General features: G+C 40.9%; 19 protein-coding genes. 13 read left to right on the top strand and 6 right to left on the bottom strand.

Going from position 1 to position 15,395, the window contains the following annotated elements; genetic code table 11:
• Positions 1-582: 582 nt before the first annotated feature.
• From NKE59_RS05860 to NKE59_RS05820, 9 genes are all read left to right on the top strand, one after another.
• Complete coding sequence (locus NKE59_RS05860; RefSeq protein ID WP_353438032.1) at positions 583-1,137, top strand: phosphonate degradation HD-domain oxygenase; 555 nt, start codon at positions 583-585, stop codon at positions 1,135-1,137.
• Positions 1,134-1,982 (top strand): phosphonate ABC transporter ATP-binding protein, encoded by an 849-nt coding sequence (locus NKE59_RS05855; protein ID WP_353438031.1) that lies wholly within the window; start codon positions 1,134-1,136, stop codon positions 1,980-1,982. The genes NKE59_RS05860 and NKE59_RS05855 overlap by 4 nt, the downstream gene beginning before the upstream one ends.
• A gap of 23 nt (positions 1,983-2,005) precedes the next feature.
• A complete protein-coding gene (gene phnD, locus NKE59_RS05850) occupies positions 2,006-2,950 on the top strand; it encodes a phosphonate ABC transporter substrate-binding protein (RefSeq protein ID WP_353438030.1) in 945 nt (314 codons plus the stop codon).
• 54 nt (positions 2,951-3,004) lie between these two features.
• Entirely contained in the window at positions 3,005-3,766 is a 762-nt protein-coding gene (gene phnE, locus NKE59_RS05845) for a phosphonate ABC transporter, permease protein PhnE (RefSeq protein ID WP_353438028.1), read from the top strand.
• A 2-nt stretch (positions 3,767-3,768) separates the two neighbouring features.
• Positions 3,769-4,851, top strand: a complete 1,083-nt coding sequence (locus NKE59_RS05840) for an iron-containing alcohol dehydrogenase (RefSeq protein ID WP_353438027.1) — start codon at positions 3,769-3,771, stop codon at positions 4,849-4,851.
• Positions 4,838-5,980, top strand: coding sequence for a TIGR03364 family FAD-dependent oxidoreductase (locus NKE59_RS05835; protein WP_353438026.1), 1,143 nt, complete (start codon positions 4,838-4,840; stop codon positions 5,978-5,980). The genes NKE59_RS05840 and NKE59_RS05835 overlap by 14 nt, the downstream gene beginning before the upstream one ends.
• Positions 5,981-5,982: 2 nt before the next feature.
• Positions 5,983-6,795, top strand: coding sequence for a phosphonoacetaldehyde hydrolase (gene phnX / locus NKE59_RS05830; protein ID WP_353438024.1), 813 nt, complete (start codon positions 5,983-5,985; stop codon positions 6,793-6,795).
• 2 nt (positions 6,796-6,797) lie between these two features.
• Positions 6,798-7,649, top strand: coding sequence for an EamA family transporter (locus NKE59_RS05825; protein WP_353438023.1), 852 nt, complete (start codon positions 6,798-6,800; stop codon positions 7,647-7,649).
• Positions 7,650-7,940: 291 nt separating this feature from the next.
• Entirely contained in the window at positions 7,941-8,177 is a 237-nt protein-coding gene (locus NKE59_RS05820) for a hypothetical protein (RefSeq protein WP_353438022.1), read from the top strand.
• A gap of 351 nt (positions 8,178-8,528) precedes the next feature.
• Here the strand turns inward: NKE59_RS05820 and NKE59_RS05815 are convergent, their stop codons facing one another.
• On the bottom strand, positions 8,529-8,726 hold the full coding sequence (locus NKE59_RS05815) for a hypothetical protein (RefSeq protein WP_353438021.1): 198 nt from the start codon (positions 8,724-8,726) through the stop codon (positions 8,529-8,531).
• Positions 8,727-8,739: 13 nt separating this feature from the next.
• The gene (locus NKE59_RS05810) at positions 8,740-8,913 is read right to left on the bottom strand and encodes a hypothetical protein (RefSeq protein ID WP_353438020.1); all 174 of its coding nucleotides are present in this window, start codon (positions 8,911-8,913) and stop codon (positions 8,740-8,742) included.
• 1,041 nt (positions 8,914-9,954) lie between these two features.
• On the opposite strand from NKE59_RS05810, the gene NKE59_RS05805 reads away from it, so the two are divergent.
• Complete coding sequence (locus tag NKE59_RS05805; RefSeq protein ID WP_353438019.1) at positions 9,955-10,194, top strand: CDGSH iron-sulfur domain-containing protein; 240 nt, start codon at positions 9,955-9,957, stop codon at positions 10,192-10,194.
• A gap of 236 nt (positions 10,195-10,430) precedes the next feature.
• Here NKE59_RS05805 and NKE59_RS05800 read toward each other — a convergent pair whose 3' ends face one another.
• Positions 10,431-10,757: a helix-turn-helix domain-containing protein gene (locus tag NKE59_RS05800; protein ID WP_353438018.1), complete on the bottom strand. Its 327-nt coding sequence runs from the start codon at positions 10,755-10,757 to the stop codon at positions 10,431-10,433.
• 202 nt (positions 10,758-10,959) lie between these two features.
• Here NKE59_RS05800 and NKE59_RS05795 point away from each other — a divergent pair, with 202 nt between their 5' ends.
• Both NKE59_RS05795 and NKE59_RS05790 read left to right on the top strand, forming a co-directional pair.
• The gene (locus NKE59_RS05795) at positions 10,960-12,321 is read left to right on the top strand and encodes a molybdopterin-dependent oxidoreductase (protein WP_353438017.1); all 1,362 of its coding nucleotides are present in this window, start codon (positions 10,960-10,962) and stop codon (positions 12,319-12,321) included.
• Between the two features lie 67 nt (positions 12,322-12,388).
• Positions 12,389-12,778, top strand: coding sequence for a cytochrome c (locus NKE59_RS05790; protein ID WP_353438016.1), 390 nt, complete (start codon positions 12,389-12,391; stop codon positions 12,776-12,778).
• 35 nt (positions 12,779-12,813) lie between these two features.
• Here the strand turns inward: NKE59_RS05790 and NKE59_RS05785 are convergent, their stop codons facing one another.
• The 3 genes from NKE59_RS05785 to NKE59_RS05775 form a co-directional block, all read right to left on the bottom strand.
• Complete coding sequence (locus NKE59_RS05785) at positions 12,814-13,599, bottom strand: hypothetical protein (RefSeq protein ID WP_353438015.1); 786 nt, start codon at positions 13,597-13,599, stop codon at positions 12,814-12,816.
• A gap of 159 nt (positions 13,600-13,758) precedes the next feature.
• Positions 13,759-14,460: a ceramidase domain-containing protein gene (locus NKE59_RS05780; RefSeq protein ID WP_353438014.1), complete on the bottom strand. Its 702-nt coding sequence runs from the start codon at positions 14,458-14,460 to the stop codon at positions 13,759-13,761.
• Positions 14,461-14,635: 175 nt separating this feature from the next.
• Positions 14,636-15,055: a polymer-forming cytoskeletal protein gene (locus NKE59_RS05775; RefSeq protein WP_353438013.1), complete on the bottom strand. Its 420-nt coding sequence runs from the start codon at positions 15,053-15,055 to the stop codon at positions 14,636-14,638.
• A 90-nt stretch (positions 15,056-15,145) separates the two neighbouring features.
• Here NKE59_RS05775 and NKE59_RS05770 point away from each other — a divergent pair, with 90 nt between their 5' ends.
• Positions 15,146-15,373, top strand: coding sequence for a helix-turn-helix domain-containing protein (locus tag NKE59_RS05770; RefSeq protein WP_353438012.1), 228 nt, complete (start codon positions 15,146-15,148; stop codon positions 15,371-15,373).
• Positions 15,374-15,395 lie beyond the last annotated feature (22 nt).

The raw sequence follows: 15,395 nt of genomic DNA, 5'->3' as shown, positions 1-15,395 counted from the left end.
AGAGATCTATGTTGAAATAATTCATCATGGTTTGCTGGGGTATTGCCTCTCGCGGCAGCTCCAGCCCTTTTGGCGCTAAATGTATTCACGCTAATGACAGCTATGGGTCTATAGCTGCCTCTCATCTCAGATCATGTTTTGTCGGTTTACCCGACAAATCCCACTTCAAAACACTCAGCCACCTGCCAATGCCATACTAGCTCCACCCAATTCCACTCCGAACCAAGGTTCTCGGTGCGTACTGAACACCTTTTTTAGCTAGGCTTATGCTATTGTTTAATTTATTGTTTTAGCTCATTTTTAAAGCTTCTAAGGCGTAGGTCGCACGTTCGAATCGTGCTGGGCAGGCCAATAGTTAAAACGCAGCTATACGTCCTAGGCGATTAAGAGTTACCAAAACCACCTTTGGGTGGTTTTATTTTGTCGGTTTACCCGACAAATTTAGGGGGGGTTGTAGAATTTTGACCCTGGCCAATGGATATCTGTTTGACCCTACTATAGAAAGTTGTGGGGGGCTAAACCGTTAATTGATTAAACCTATCTTTTCTTAATACTGTAATAATTGAGTGACATATTGTGGTAATGAACTCAAAAATCGCACCTGTTATTGATCTTTATGAACTAAAAGGTCAGCTTCAGTACCAAGGTGAAGCCGTAACTCAAATTGAGCATGCGTGGCAATGCGGCCAACTTGCAAAAAGTCAGGGTGCATCTCAGCATCTTCAATTAGCAGCATGGTTGCACGACATTGGTCATTTACTTTCTAAATTAGAGGGTTCGCCAACTATTTCTGGTAAAGACGATCGACACGAAATCATTGGGAGTAAGTACCTCAGTTCTATATTCCCAGAGACTGTGTACAAATCTATTGAGCTTCATGTTGATGCTAAAAGGTTTTTAGTTTCAACAGAACCTGAGTACAGAGATCAATTATCGGTTGATTCGATTAGAAGTCTTCAATTGCAGGGTGGAATTATGACAATGGACGAATGCCATAATTTTCTTTCAAAACCATATGCAGCTGAATCAATACAGCTCCGACGATGGGATGATTTGGGTAAAAAATCCGATTGCAAAATGCCTGAGTTGGACGAAGTAATCTATGAATTAGAAGAGTTGGCCTTAGGTAGCGCATGAACGAAAAAATTTTATCAATCGCAGATGCCAGAAAAACATTTGTATCTAAGAATAGAAAAACAATTGCCCTTAACGGGATTTCCTTTGAGGTAAAGGCTGGTGAGCGCGTTGCCTTATTGGGTGCCTCAGGGTCTGGTAAGTCAACTCTCATACGAGCCATTTCTGGACTAGAGATGCTTGATTCCACCAGTGGTGCAATTACTGTTTGCGGTTCAGAAATTCAAGCCAATGGAAAAATAAATCCTGATGTGAGAAAAATTCGCTCCTCTATTGGTGTTATTTTTCAACAATTTAATCTTGTGAATCAGTTAGATGTCATAACTAACGTATTGATTGGTATTGGCTCGCAAAAAAATATAGTTCAATTGGTATTTAAAAAATTCACTTTAGAAGAAAAAGCTCTTGCCATGGATGTTTTAGAAAATGTGGGGATGGCTGATTTTGCTTATCAAAGAGCTTCTACTCTGTCTGGTGGTCAACAACAACGTGTGGCTGTCGCAAGGGCCTTAATTAAAGGCTCGAAAATTTTATTGGCCGATGAGCCAGTGGCATCCTTAGATCCCGAGTCTTCAAGAAAAGTCATGGACCTGATTGTTTCTGTAAGTGATCAGTATGGCTTAACGCTCATAACCAGCTTACATCAAATTCATATTTCTCGTAAATGTTGTGATCGCACCATTGCTTTAAATAATGGTGAATTGGTTTTCGATGGCCCCACCAGTCGGCTTGATAAAAATGCTTTAGCCAAACTTTATGGCTCAAATTTAGGCGATATTCAGATGGAAGACGAATTGAGCTCAAGTATTAGCCAGCAAGATAGCACTCAATTAGCTTTAGTTCACTAACCAACCCCTAGAAAAGGAAATTTATGTTTAAGAAAATTATTGTGGCAGGCATGTTGGCAATCAGTGTATTGCCAGCTATTGCAAAAGAAATCAGTTTTGGAATTATTGCTACTGATTCCGCATCAGCTCAAAGAGATCGTTGGGAGCCATTCTTTAAAGATATGGAAAAAGCAACAGGTTTGACGGTTAAATCTTTCTATGCACCAGACTACGCTGGTGTTATTGAAGCGATGCGTTTTAACAAGGTTCAAGTTGCTTGGTACGGTAACAAAGCAGCTATGGAAGCAGTTGATCGTGCTAATGGTGAAGTATTTGCTCAGGTTGGTTATGCCGACGGCACTTGGGGTTACCATGCACTATTGATTACACATAAAGATTCGCCATATAAGAATGTTGATGATGTTATTAAGAATGGTAAGAATATTAATTTTGGTATTGGTGATCCAAATTCAACATCTGGTTTTTTAGTGCCGACTTATTACATCTTCGCCCAAAGAAATATTGAGCCACGTAACACTTTCAAGACAGTTAGAAACGCAAGCCATGGCGCTAATATTCAGGCTGTTTTAGCCAAACAACTTGATGTTGCAACTAACAACACAGAAGACTATGGCAGGTTAGAAGCCACAAAACCTGAGCTTGCAAGCCAAATTCGAGTCATTTGGAAGAGCCCTTTGATTCCAAGTGATCCTTTTGTTTGGAGAAAAGACCTTGATCAGCAAACAAAAGACAAGATTAGAAAATTCGTTTTGGAATATGCTAAAAATAATCCTGCTGAAAAGGAAGTCCTCAAAAATATTTATAACTACGCTGGATTCAGAGCTTCTACAGATGCACAGCTAAATCCAATTAGACAGTTAGAGCTTTTTAAAGATCGTCAAAAAGTTGAAGCTGATGCTTCTTTAACAGATGCTGATAAAAAGAAAAAATTAGCTGATATTGATGCAGCTCTTGCAAAAGTAAAATAATCAATGCTTAGCAGTCCCAGTATCCACTCCTTACAGTCTGTTCATGCTAGAGCTTTGGCTGAAAGACATGGATTAATTTATTACTTAGGGTGGGCACTGGTTTTTGTTGTCTTGGCGTGGGCATGGAATGGGGCTGAAATACGCCCCCTGGGCCTCATCAATGATTCCCAAAACATGGCAACTTATGCCAAAGATTTTTTTCCTCCAGATTTCAAGGACTGGAAGCTATATGTAAAAGAGATGTTGGTGACGATACAAATTGCCATTTGGGGTACTTTGCTGGCAATTGTTTTTGCCGTTCCATTTGGTTTGTTGAGCTCATCAAACATTGTGAAGCCATGGGTATATCAACCCGTTAGAAGGCTCATGGATGCGTTTCGTGCAATCAATGAGATGGTTTTTGCTCTATTATTTATTGTTGCGGTTGGTCTCGGACCTTTTGCCGGAGTTATGGCGTTATTCGTTCACACAACAGGCACACTTGCAAAATTATTTTCTGAAGCAGTTGAGGCAGTTGACCGCAGACCAGTTGAGGGGATTCGAGTCACTGGAAGCCATCCAATAGCTGAGATTATTTTTGGAATTATTCCGCAAGTTTTGCCCTTGTGGGTTTCCTACATACTATATCGTTTTGAATCAAATGTTCGATCTGCCTCAGTTGTTGGAATGGTCGGTGCTGGCGGTATAGGCGTTGTCTTGTTTGAAGTCATTCGCGGATTTGAATATCAGCAAACTTGTGCGGTATTAATCATTCTTGTCGTTTCCGTTTCAATTATTGATGTCATTTCATCCTATTTGAGGCGTTTAGTAAGTTAGAGATGAATCCTTCTATTTCATTGGGCGTAAATTCAATTAATGAACTCAACAACTTATACCCCCATAAAAAATTCAGCATTTGGCATATACCTGAAATTAATAAAGAAATCCTTTTTAAAATCAAAAGTCAATTAGGCGGTCGAATTGTTTCTCAGCATATTTATGAAATGGGAATGCCTGATTTAGATGCCGTTTCTGCAGCTCAACATGAGAACGCACGCAATAATCAGGTCAAAGATTGTGTCATTTTGGGGATTGGCGGTGGAAGTTTGATGGACTTTCTTAAGGTATTGCGATTTTCCTCTTTGAACCCAAATTGGTTAAAAGAAAATCTGAATATTGCCTTAGACAAAGTGACTGAAGACTGTAAACGTCACCCTTTGATTTTGATGCCAACAACAGCTGGCACTGGTAGTGAAATTACTGGAACAGCGACCATTTGGGATTTTAAGCATAAAACCAAGCATTCTTTATTCGGTAATCAAGTTTATGCAGATTTTGCCATCGTAGATCCTCAACTTTGTTATGGAGCCCCTTGGATTTTAACGCGTGATTCAGCGTTGGATGCACTATCTCATGCGCTTGAATCAATATGGAATATCCACGCAAATGATGATACTCGGCGTTTAGCAATAGATGCATGTCAAAAGATATGTCCTCAGCTTTCAGTGATAAAAAACAATTTAAACAGCCGTATTGCACGTCTTGCCTTAAGCGAAGGTGCCTTATTAGCTGGAATGGCAATGTCACAGACTCAGACGGCTTTAGCTCATAGTCTTTCCTATGAGGACACCCTTGGCAAACAAGTTTCGCATGGTTATGCATGTGCAAGTTGGCTGCCAGTTGTCTGGCAGCTTGTATTGGATACTCCAAATAATCGTCTGGTTTGTGATTTTATTCATCAAGCGATTGGGGATTTTTTTGATTCGCCGATAGATATGGTTAGATGGTTAGATAATCTTGGCATTAAGTCTTATGATCCATTAAATATGACGTCTGAAATACATCACAGAATTAGCATGGCTAAATCTTCGCCGCGAGGAAGAAACTTTGTAGGTTTTACACAATCACATGAAAACATATGATTTATTAGTTGTTGGAGCAGGTATTGTGGGATTGGCTCATGCATACGAAGCCTCTAAACGAGGTTTAAAAGTTGCAGTTGTTGAGAAAAATTCTCGTTGTGTTGGCGCATCTATAAGAAACTTTGGATTTATTACAGTATCTGGACAGTCAAGTCGAGATACATGGCGGCGCGCCATGTATTCTCGACATGTTTGGCATGAAATTACTCAAAAGGCAGGTATCCCAATTATTCATAATGGCTCTTGGGTAGTTTGTAATAGGTCTGAAGCATTTGATGTTGCGCAGGCATTTTTAAAAACCGAGATGGGAGAGGGTTGTGCGCTTTTTAGCTCAGATGACTTTTCGGCGCTGCCCAGACTGGGCTTTAAAAATATTGGTTCTCTGAGGCTTAATCAAGCTGCAGGACTTTTCTATAGCCCCTATGAATTTAGGGTGGAATCCAAAGAGGCCATCCCTCAGTTAGCGAATTATTTGCAAAACACAATAGGTGTAGATTTTTATTGGGAGACCGAAGTCTTATTCATTGATGGCTCATTTGTTCACACCTCAAATAATCAATTTGATGCTCAAAAAATTGTGGTTTGTCCCGGCGCTGAGTTAACGGGGATAGCCAAACCTTATATTGAGAAACATGATTTGAAGCTCTGTACGCTCCAAATGCTCAGAATCAAGGTTCAGGAAGGCTTCAAACTGCCTGGAAGTGTCATGACCGATAACAGCTTGGCTAGATACTTAGGTTGGTCAGAGTTGCCTGAAGCTAAAACTCTTAAAGAGCGCATTGCAATAGAGATGCCTGAATATGTCAAAGAGGGTATTCATTTGATTGTCGTACAAAGTGCGGATGGTAGTCTCGTGGTTGGAGATTCCCATCATTATGGATCTTCTGAAAATGTATTTGCAAGTGACAAAATTGAACGACTGATTATTAAACTAATGTACCAAGTTTTAAGTATTACAGAGCATATGGTGATTGAACGTTGGACTGGGGTCTATCCAGTCTCCAATGCATTCGATGCATTGATTGAAAAAGTATCTCCAACAATGAGAGTCGTAATAGTAAGTAGTGGAACAGGGGCAAGTACAGCTTTTGGACTTGCAAAAGATAATTTTGATGAATGGTTAGGGTGATTATGAATACTTCGGTGAAAGCAGTTATTTTTGATTGGGCTGGAACGACGGTCGATTATGGTAGCAGAGCTCCTATGGGTGCTTTCGTCAAATTATTCGAGTCTGAAGGAATTGAGATGACTATTGCTCAAGCCCGTATCCCGATGGGAGTATCTAAATGGGAGCATATCAATTTTCTTTTGAATCTTCCTGAAGTTCAAAGTCAATGGCTTAAGATTCATAAAATATCCCATACCGATGCTGATGTTGATCGGCTTTTAGATATTTTTGTACCGATGAATAAGATAAGTATTCTGGAATGTGGTCAATTAATTCCAGGAGTAGCTACACTAGCAAAAGCATTGCGTGAGCGTGACATTAAAATTGGCTCAACAACTGGATATACCAGAGAGCTCTTAGATTTATTGCTGCCAATAGCTAAAAAGCAAGGGTATGAAGTTGATGTCTTCTCTTATTCAGGAGATACCCCATTGGGTCGACCATCCGCTCAAATGATGATTAAATGCGCCAGACAACTAGGTTTGGATAATCCGCTTTCATTCATTAAGGTAGATGATACGCAGCCAGGGATTGAAGAGGGTAAGTCATTTGGCTGCTGGACTGTTGGCGTCGCAGTTAGTGGAAATATGCTTGGACTATCTCTTGAGGAGTTAGAGGCATTGCCAGTCGTTGAAGCTGATCGCCTTAAAAATGTAGCTAGAATGAATATGCAAGAAATGAAACCTGATTTCGTGATAGATTCCGTTGCAGATTTATTGCCCATTATTGATGAAATTAATGAGCTGATTTCAAGAGGTGAATTTCCAAAAAATTAAACTTGAATACAACAATTTTTTTAGTTGTTCTATTTGGTGCTTTATTGCATGCATTCTGGAATACGCAGATTAAATTATCCCCAGATAAGCCATTAGAGACATCTCTGATGAATTTAACCGGAAGTATTTTGGTACTCCCGGCCTTAATAATTTTTGGAATTCCTGATCAATCTGTATGGCCATACATAGCCGTCTCCTTAGCCTTACATATTATTTATTACTATTCCTTGGCTAACGCATATCAATGGGGTGAGATGTCCCTCACTTACCCAATCATGCGGGGAGTTGCGCCTCTTATTTTGCTGGTCTTGTCTATTATCTTGAATGAAGATAGCTTTACCTTGTATCAAACTACCGCAATTTTTTTCATCGGATTTGGTTTAATTTTTTTAAGTACCGTATCCCAAAAAAATCAAAATTTAATTAAAGCAATATCTTTTTCGCTTCTAAATGCCTTGGTCATAGCACTCTATACAATTGTCGATGGTCTTGGGGTGCGAGCCTCTCAAAACCCTTTTTCATATATTGCTATGCTGTTATTTATAGATGGATTTTTATATTCAATCATTATTTTTAATCAGCGCTTACGGTCAATAAAAGCGATTAGACAGTATTCAATCAAGCGCTGGCCATTCTTTTTAAGTAGCGCGATTGCAACTATCAGTTCATACGGTATAGCACTATGGGCAATGACTGTCGCTCCTATTGGAGTTGTTGCTGCATTAAGAGAATTATCAGTCTTATTCGTTTTTTTAATTGCCATCTTTTTTCTCAAAGAACAGTTCGGAAAATATAAGTGGATTGGAGTTTTATTGATATTCGCAGGAGTGATTTTGATTAAACTTGAAAGCTAAAGAGACGGCGAATTACTATTTCTACTGAACTGTCCTTATTTCTAGTGCCGCTCTAGTGTAAATATCCCACTTGGACTGAATGACGTCACTTTGACCTTAAAAGGATGCTTGAGAATGTCGGTTTACCCGACAATCGCCTGCTGATGATGGATATAAGACTTCATCGTCGCTGTATTTACTAAATTAACCACCTTTTTTTAGAACAAAGGGTATTCCTTAGTTATTTTTATAATGTAAGGGAGCAATATGAATTAACTGAGCATTTTGCTTTGTTAATTGATAAGGAAAGATATGTCTAAACATGACCACCATCACCACGCTGCTAAACATCATGAGGCGGCCGCCCACCATCATAAAGAGGCCCATAAAGCCCATGAATCAGGTGATCATCATAAAGCGGCTCATCATCATAAAATGGCGCATGGCCATGCCCTTCATGCTCATGATCATCATGAGCATGCTACTAAGCATCATACAAAGACTCATTGTGCCTTGCATCCCGAGCACCCAGATCACAAGAAGCATTAATTTTAATAAGACTCCAAAACCACCCGAATGTACTTAGTTAATTCGGGTGGGTTTTTTTGGTTTACCCGACAAAACCTATTGCACAGTTTATTACACAGTGACATTTTTAAGCTGTAAGCTATTGAAATATAAAGATATTCCAGCAGCCACGAATTCTTCTAAGGCCGAGTTCGCACGTTCGAATCGTGCTGGGCAGGCCAAAAATCTTAAGTAATAAAAGCGGATGCAGTAGATATGGTGCTGCTTTAGTCCATTGCACAGTGATTGCACAGTTTGTTAATAGGTTGCTCGCTTAAAGTACTAAGAAATTCACACCAGTGCCAGTCATGTGGCGATACAAGCAACGCTGATTTACTGCCCTTCATTTCTTACAGCGATCCGTCCATGGCTATCTAGATCAGATTCATCTACTTCTAAAGAGTCATATTCGATGACGGTCGTCCTTTCTAGTTCTTCAATATATTCTCGTGTCGCATAGTGAGGTGGAATATGAGCTAAGTCATCATGCTGGCGGTCATAAACTTTGTAACGATAGACAGTCATTTTCATTGAGCATCGCCTTTTAATCATCACCCCAGTCTGCATAGTCCTCATCAGGAATATGGTTCATTTCATTAATTTTTCGCCTAGTCAGGTGTTGCCAAATAAGGCGTTCTTGCACTAATTCGTTGTTTTGAAGTTCCAAGAGTTTCTCTGGAAGACTATCTTCCTCTATCTCTAGTTGGCGAGGATGCATGGCCCACTCCTTTAATAAAATAAAAATGGTTGCCAATGAATTGAGAAATGTATGCTGTATCGAAACAAGAACGTGGACATACTCAGCCAATCCATTGACATGTATTTATCCTGAACCTAGCAGACTCGTTTGTCCAATTAATTTGAAGGTTTCTTAGCAGATGAAATTATATTGCGAAGCATCAAAATAGCAATCGATATAAGTAAGCACCCACTAAAAATCCGAAATGATGCTTTAGCGGAAAAATAAAAGCATGACGGAGTTACCGTCATGCTTTACTACTCTTATAAAGTAGCTTTTTAAGAAGTTGAAAGTTAGATGTTTCAACCCTTTTGAATGCCTATATAGATATAGGCATGGTAGTTGGCATTAAAGCCAGCGCAGGGCATACGATCTCTGTACACTGCAATTCCATCCTATGCTTGCTTTTTGGATGCGTCAAGACTAATTAATCAACTATTAATAATAAATGTGCGTCTTTTGTAATTCAATTCGTGCTTGTGCTATTACTGATGAAGTAACTGCGTTACCTCGGGAAACCTGTCAACATAAATTCCACCTTCGGGTAGTTTTAACGATATAAGGGGTTAAAAGATCGCCAAAAGTCTGAGAAGTAGCCATTAAAGAAAGTGTATGCCCCAAAAATAACAATGCTGCCAATGGCCCATTGCCATAAAGGAGCTGACGTAAGGAAGTCCTTCAATCCCTGTTTGAGATCGAATAACCATTCTTTGGCTTTATCTAAGCGAGACTTTGGTAGGCGAATAATTTTATGGGTTATTGACTCTATTTTTTTGGGATATATGTACATAAACCCTCCTTTTGCTTTTAGCAAAGTTAACTACTATAGCTACCTTACACCTAATCTATTGAGCGCGTACTAAAAGATTTGTATTTGCAACATCAAGCTTTTAATCAAATGCGGAGTTATAAACCAAGTCCTAAAACTAGTGAGGTTGAGATGTTGCTTTGCAACATGTTGCAAGGCTTTGTAATAAGGATTACATTTAAACGGCAGATTACTCGAGTCACCATGGGGGCATGATGAAAATTAAAACGGCCAAGAATTCTCCGTATCCAATTGAAGTGGTTAAGGATAAGACTTATTATTGGTGTAGTTGTGGCTTAAGCGAGATTCAACCTTTTTGTGACGGATCGCATCAAAGTACAGAGATGACCCCTTTGGAATTTGTTGCATCAGAAAGTAAAACAGTTTATTTCTGTGGCTGCAAACAATCGGCTAATGCGCCGCTATGTGATGGAATGCACAAAACTCTGTGAAGGACTTAAGGTCGAGGTCGCACGTTCGAATCGTGCTGGGCAGGCCAAATATCATATCGGTGTATATAAAACTAGGCTGGAGGATTGTGTTCTATTGACTTGATCATGCGTGGGCTTGGCCGGCGTTGGGAAGACCTTGGGTCTAGCGTGAAGGATCCTAGGAACTATGTGCGACTCAGAAGAACTTTTGACCCTGACCTTTTGGTGTCGGTTTTAACCGACTGCTGTTAAGCAAATTAACACGCCTCTTTCTTTTTTCTTGCAGGCGTAGTGCATGGCTTAACGCCACAGCAGTTATCTAATAAAAAATTATTGAGCTTGTCTATTTGATCTGCAGCGGGTCGATAAATCAAATTACGACCGTGTCGCTCAACCAAAATCAGTTTTGCATGAAGCAGCTCTTTCAAATGAAAACTTAATGTCCCATTGGGAATGCCTAACTTTTCACTAATTTCACTGGGAGTTAAGCCCACGTCGCCGCGCTGCACAATGAGGCGAAAGGTATTTACACGGGTTTCTTGTCCGAGGGCTAAAAAGACATTGATTGCATCAGTGTTATTCATCTATTCCTTAAATGCATTTCCTTAATTATGTCATCCCTGAAAATTCAACGACTTAATACGCTAGGTAAAAATTTTAGTGCCTTTTAAACACTAATAAGTCAATGGTTAACCCTATCAATATATATACCTATAGTTTTAAGATCATCAAAATATTAAAACAAAGTTGCTACTGCACTTTCCGCTAATTAAAAAAGGAGTTTGTATGTCCATCAAAAAACAGCAACAAGAAGAAACCAAGTTAGTACAAGAGGCCTTAAAGATTGGTCCACAAGCCGATCGCCGTCGCTTCTTTGTGTCTGCTGCAGCAATTGGCGCGGCTACTGCGGTTGCTCCCTTATTCGCTGGCGCACAATCTGCACCAGGAGCGGCTCCAGCAGGTGCTGCACCCGCAGCGCGCAAGGCACTTCTTAAAAATGATTCGCGTTTATTAAATATTGGCGCAACGGTACGCAGCGGAAATTATTGGGACTTCACAACGTATATGACTCCAGTAGAGGAGTTTTATGTTCGCAATCATTACCCCACGCCAATGGTGGAGCAAAAGCCCATCTTAGATCCTAAGAACTGGAAGATGAAAGTACATGGCAACGCCGTTGATCGGTCGATTGATATTACATACGATGACCTCATTAAAATGCCATCCAGAACCATCATTGCAACCATGGAATGCCACGGTAATGGGCGCAGTCTCTTTTGGGAGCAGCAAGATCAGATGAAGGTTGCAGGCGGCAACTGGGTGCTCGGCGCGGTCGGACAGGCTGAGTGGCAGTATGTTTCCCTCAGCCATATCTTTGGCTTAGTGGGATTAAAGAAAGATGCCAAGTCAGCCCTGTTTTGGTCAGGAGTAGACGGCAGCGACATGGGAAGACCTATGCCCATGTCTGATATTTTGTCCCGTCCGAACGACATTGGTATTTGCTACAAAATGAACGGTAATGACCTGACTGCAGATCATGGAGCGCCAGTACGACTGGTCGTTCCAGGTTGGGGTGGTACTGCGTCAATTAAGTGGTTGACTGATATTAAGATTGATAATTTCAACCACTGGGTCCGGCTCAACACGAGAGGTGAGGCCTACATCGGCCCAGATTACCAAGCACCTGTCATTGCATCTACCGATGAGTTCATTGGCGTGACCCCTGAGGATGTGAAGGGCCCTATGGTGGCTTGGATGCCAATCAAATCCATCATTACTGTACCGTTGGTATTGGAAAAGTCCCCATCCATTCCCGCAAACTACCCATTAAAGCGGGGTGAGCTACCTAAACTAAATGCCGGCCCTCAATTAATCAAAGGCTATGCCTGGGCCCCTCAATACGGCATCCGGCACGTTGAGTACCGCATTGATAATGGCTCTTGGCAGCGCGCTGCCATCATGCAACCCAACCTTGGCCGCTATACCTGGGTTCGGTTTGATTTCCCGTGGAATGCAACCGCTGGTAATCACGTCATTGAGACACGTGGTATTGATATGCGTGGCAATATTCAACCCGAAACAGTACCGTTTAATCAGCTCGGTATGGCAAACAATGCAATTGTGAAATTCAAGATACAAGTAGTTTGATTTATTTTTTTTCGATGATGGGGCCTTGGGTTAATAGCCCAAGGCCTTTTAATTAAGAACAGTAACCATGTCTAAATTATTCTTAAGCGTTTTAGCGTTGAGTTTTTCTACCCTGGTTCATGCTCAGTCTGGACCGGGCGCTCCTGCTGGAGCCAGTGCGCAGATTGCTGAAGGAGCAAAGCTGTACCAACAAAACTGCGCCATGTGCCATGGTGAAAATGGCAGAGATGCAGCTGCGTTCCCAAGACCGATTTGGGGGCAGGGACAAGATATCAAGAAATTTCAAACTGCAAAGGGATTGTTTGACTACTTGCAAATGCTAATGCCCTTTGATGATCCAAACAAAATTAACAACCAGCAAAAGACTTCGATTGCTGCCTTTATGCTGTTCAAAAATGGCGATTTAGCGGCTAACAAATCAATGCCAGTCGGCGGAGATTCAACACAAATCAAGTGATGGATCAAAGGCTCGTTTTGATACAAAAGCGAGCCTTATAAAACATACCTTTTTTTCAGGGCGTCTATTACCCCTATAGCAACTTTAAGTGGGCGTTCCCCAATGCCAGTACGTTTTAATTGATGCGATGGATCCACTTCAATAATCTTTTGATTCATCCTTACGTGCGCTGTGTCTCTGCTTATACCCCGAAGAGTTCCACTCGCGGGCGCTCGAATCGGCTCTGCATCCAGATAGCCAATAACATCGCCTTTACTTACTGTGTCACCCACATTCAATGCAGTATGCCAAACCCCAGCGCTGGGCGAATACACAATGCGCTCACGACTTAAGCCATGAACGGTCAATGGATCGCCATCCAGTACTTTTGTGGATCCAAGTACTTCGGCCCCTAGAAATTCACCGCGTGCCGTTTCGATAGCAAAATCACAATTCTGCGCTATCGTAAATCCAGGACCCAATCCAATTAGAAGCGGTTTCGCTCCAAATGACCACCAGGCAGGCGGAGTTGCAATCAATCGTTTGCTCATACGCGCATCAATTACAACTTTGGGTTTAGCAATACTCATTATGTGCATTACGTCTATGCTGCAGGTGAGTACGGCAGCATTTCTTTGAAATTGGGGCGCGTCAACGTAAGTGGCTTTTATGCCATCCAAAATACAGGCGTCATCATAAAAAGCGTTTACAAATCCCATTTCGCAGCGTGCATGGGCAGGAAAACGGTTATCGCTAATTATTACTTGGCAGCCATTAGTTTTAAGCTGGTGCGCTACTGCCGAGCCAATGTCCCCACACCCAAGAACTAGAATGTAATCCATCAAAAAATTATAAGAAAAAGACCTAATTATTTGTAAGCAATAAAAGAGCCCGCTGCTCAGGATTTCCTTTTATTAATCATTGCACAGTTTATTACACAGTGCCATTTTTACGCTGTAATTCATTGAATTATATAGATATTCTAGCAGCCACGAATTCTTCTAAGGCGTAGGTCGCACGTTCGAATCGTGCTGGGCAGGCCAAGTAATAGAATTACCTAAATTTATAGCGCCGTTCTGTAAAAGACCATAACTACTCAAAAACAAAGTTAACCCATTGAGCAGATGCCATAACCAATGCGAACCACCAATTAAGTCACATAAGGGCATATCAAGTTGACGACTCAGTAGTGAAAATGGAAAAACAATGACCGCCAGCCATAAAAATCGCGCTGCTAGCGTGTTTGAAGATTGAGTTATCAAAGCATAACCAAGCAGCGCCAACCAAGCCCCAAGGTACATGCCGGGGGGTAACCAGGGTAGAGCAGTCTTTAGGGGACTAATTAGTAATTGAGCTAAAACAATGCTGACGATGAGCAGGATAACTGACCCCAGCTGAATCAATATCGAGGTTTTCGACCATTGCTTGGGGATCAGAAATGCAAAGGCCACTAAATACAAAGCTATTGCTAAGACATCAAATAGGCCGGTAAGACGATTTGCAAAGGTATGAAAGCTAAAACTTCCTAGACCAATAAGGATCATCAGAATTGCCATCAGATTTGAGCGGGGAGTTCTTAGGCGCCAAATGAACAATCCTGCCACGATGAATGAGAGATTAGTAAAAGCATTAATAGGCTCAGCCCAAAAACTCGCATCTAAGCGCTCACAGTAGATATCCACAGAATTGAACCACGTGCTCATTTTGGTATCTTCAAGGAACGATTAATGATTCTGCTTTGTTTTGGCCATTGACTAGTATTGATTAGGCTTGCTTTTAAGCTTCTTAGACCTAGATTGTTATCTAGACAGGTCATGTGTCGATGGAGGAAACTCGAACTGATGGCAGCTGCTTGTATGTCATTCAAAACGATAATTCTTACAACATGGAAAGTCGACCAGTAATTTTGGCGCCTTTTTCAATTTCGATCTCTTTGTAGTAAATAGTTCCGGAGATGATTGAGCCTGCTCTAATAATTAGCAATTCATTCACCCGTAGATCATCTTTCACATGACCAGCGATATCTGCTATCTGGCAAATTACCTTACCCTCAATTTTGCCTGTTATCCCTACCGCTAATGAAAGGACTTTTAAGTCCCCATTAACTGCGCCTGATACTATTGCTTTATTTGGCACTTCAAGTGTGCCGTTTAGGACTACCCCCTCTCCAACGATTAATTCTCCGGCATTAATGTCATTGTTGTTTTGGGGGGTTGGAATAGTAGCCATAGGGGTAATTTGCAATTGATCTGCTTCTGTCTTGCTTGTTTGATTGGGTGTGGAGCTTTTAAAAAACATAAACTTGACTCCCAAGTAATAAAAAAAACATATTTGTAACATACCATAAAATTCTTACATTTTTAGCTTCAAATATTGCTTAGTAAAAAAATGAAAGCTGACCAACGAATCATCAAAGAGATATTAAGCGCCGCTCGCGAGGAGCAGGGTTTGAGCCACGAAGTGCTTGCTAAAGCTGTTTGTTTGAGTAAGTGGTATATTAAGGAGCTTGAAGAAGCAGATACTTTTTTGACCTTCTACACCATGACCATTAAGATACAGGCGGCAAAAAGAGTTGGTGATTACTTAGGTTTATCTAAAGACCAATATCTAAAATAGATTGGTTAATAAAGTAAGCCTT

Source organism: Polynucleobacter sp. UK-FUSCHL-C3 (assembly GCF_040409815.1).
Lineage (GTDB): Bacteria > Pseudomonadota > Gammaproteobacteria > Burkholderiales > Burkholderiaceae > Polynucleobacter.
Note: the sequence above shows the minus strand (reverse complement) of the source record. Positions and strands in the feature narration are given on the sequence as shown.

What these genes read in the sequence shown, in the direction of transcription:
- NKE59_RS05860 (WP_353438032.1), top strand. Translation starts at nt 583, where the DNA reads ATGAACTCAAAAATCGCACCTGTTATTGATCTTTATGAACTAAAAGGT.
- NKE59_RS05855 (WP_353438031.1), top strand. Translation starts at nt 1,134, where the DNA reads ATGAACGAAAAAATTTTATCAATCGCAGATGCCAGAAAAACATTTGTA.
- phnD (WP_353438030.1), top strand. Translation starts at nt 2,006, where the DNA reads ATGTTTAAGAAAATTATTGTGGCAGGCATGTTGGCAATCAGTGTATTG.
- NKE59_RS05840 (WP_353438027.1), top strand. Translation starts at nt 3,769, where the DNA reads ATGAATCCTTCTATTTCATTGGGCGTAAATTCAATTAATGAACTCAAC.
- NKE59_RS05835 (WP_353438026.1), top strand. Translation starts at nt 4,838, where the DNA reads ATGAAAACATATGATTTATTAGTTGTTGGAGCAGGTATTGTGGGATTG.
- phnX (WP_353438024.1), top strand. Translation starts at nt 5,983, where the DNA reads ATGAATACTTCGGTGAAAGCAGTTATTTTTGATTGGGCTGGAACGACG.
- NKE59_RS05820 (WP_353438022.1), top strand. Translation starts at nt 7,941, where the DNA reads ATGTCTAAACATGACCACCATCACCACGCTGCTAAACATCATGAGGCG.
- NKE59_RS05815 (WP_353438021.1), bottom strand. Translation starts at nt 8,726, where the DNA reads ATGAAAATGACTGTCTATCGTTACAAAGTTTATGACCGCCAGCATGAT.
- NKE59_RS05810 (WP_353438020.1), bottom strand. Translation starts at nt 8,913, where the DNA reads ATGCATCCTCGCCAACTAGAGATAGAGGAAGATAGTCTTCCAGAGAAA.
- NKE59_RS05805 (WP_353438019.1), top strand. Translation starts at nt 9,955, where the DNA reads ATGATGAAAATTAAAACGGCCAAGAATTCTCCGTATCCAATTGAAGTG.
- NKE59_RS05800 (WP_353438018.1), bottom strand. Translation starts at nt 10,757, where the DNA reads ATGAATAACACTGATGCAATCAATGTCTTTTTAGCCCTCGGACAAGAA.
- NKE59_RS05795 (WP_353438017.1), top strand. Translation starts at nt 10,960, where the DNA reads ATGTCCATCAAAAAACAGCAACAAGAAGAAACCAAGTTAGTACAAGAG.
- NKE59_RS05790 (WP_353438016.1), top strand. Translation starts at nt 12,389, where the DNA reads ATGTCTAAATTATTCTTAAGCGTTTTAGCGTTGAGTTTTTCTACCCTG.
- NKE59_RS05785 (WP_353438015.1), bottom strand. Translation starts at nt 13,599, where the DNA reads ATGGATTACATTCTAGTTCTTGGGTGTGGGGACATTGGCTCGGCAGTA.
- NKE59_RS05780 (WP_353438014.1), bottom strand. Translation starts at nt 14,460, where the DNA reads ATGAGCACGTGGTTCAATTCTGTGGATATCTACTGTGAGCGCTTAGAT.
- NKE59_RS05775 (WP_353438013.1), bottom strand. Translation starts at nt 15,055, where the DNA reads ATGTTTTTTAAAAGCTCCACACCCAATCAAACAAGCAAGACAGAAGCA.
- NKE59_RS05770 (WP_353438012.1), top strand. Translation starts at nt 15,146, where the DNA reads ATGAAAGCTGACCAACGAATCATCAAAGAGATATTAAGCGCCGCTCGC.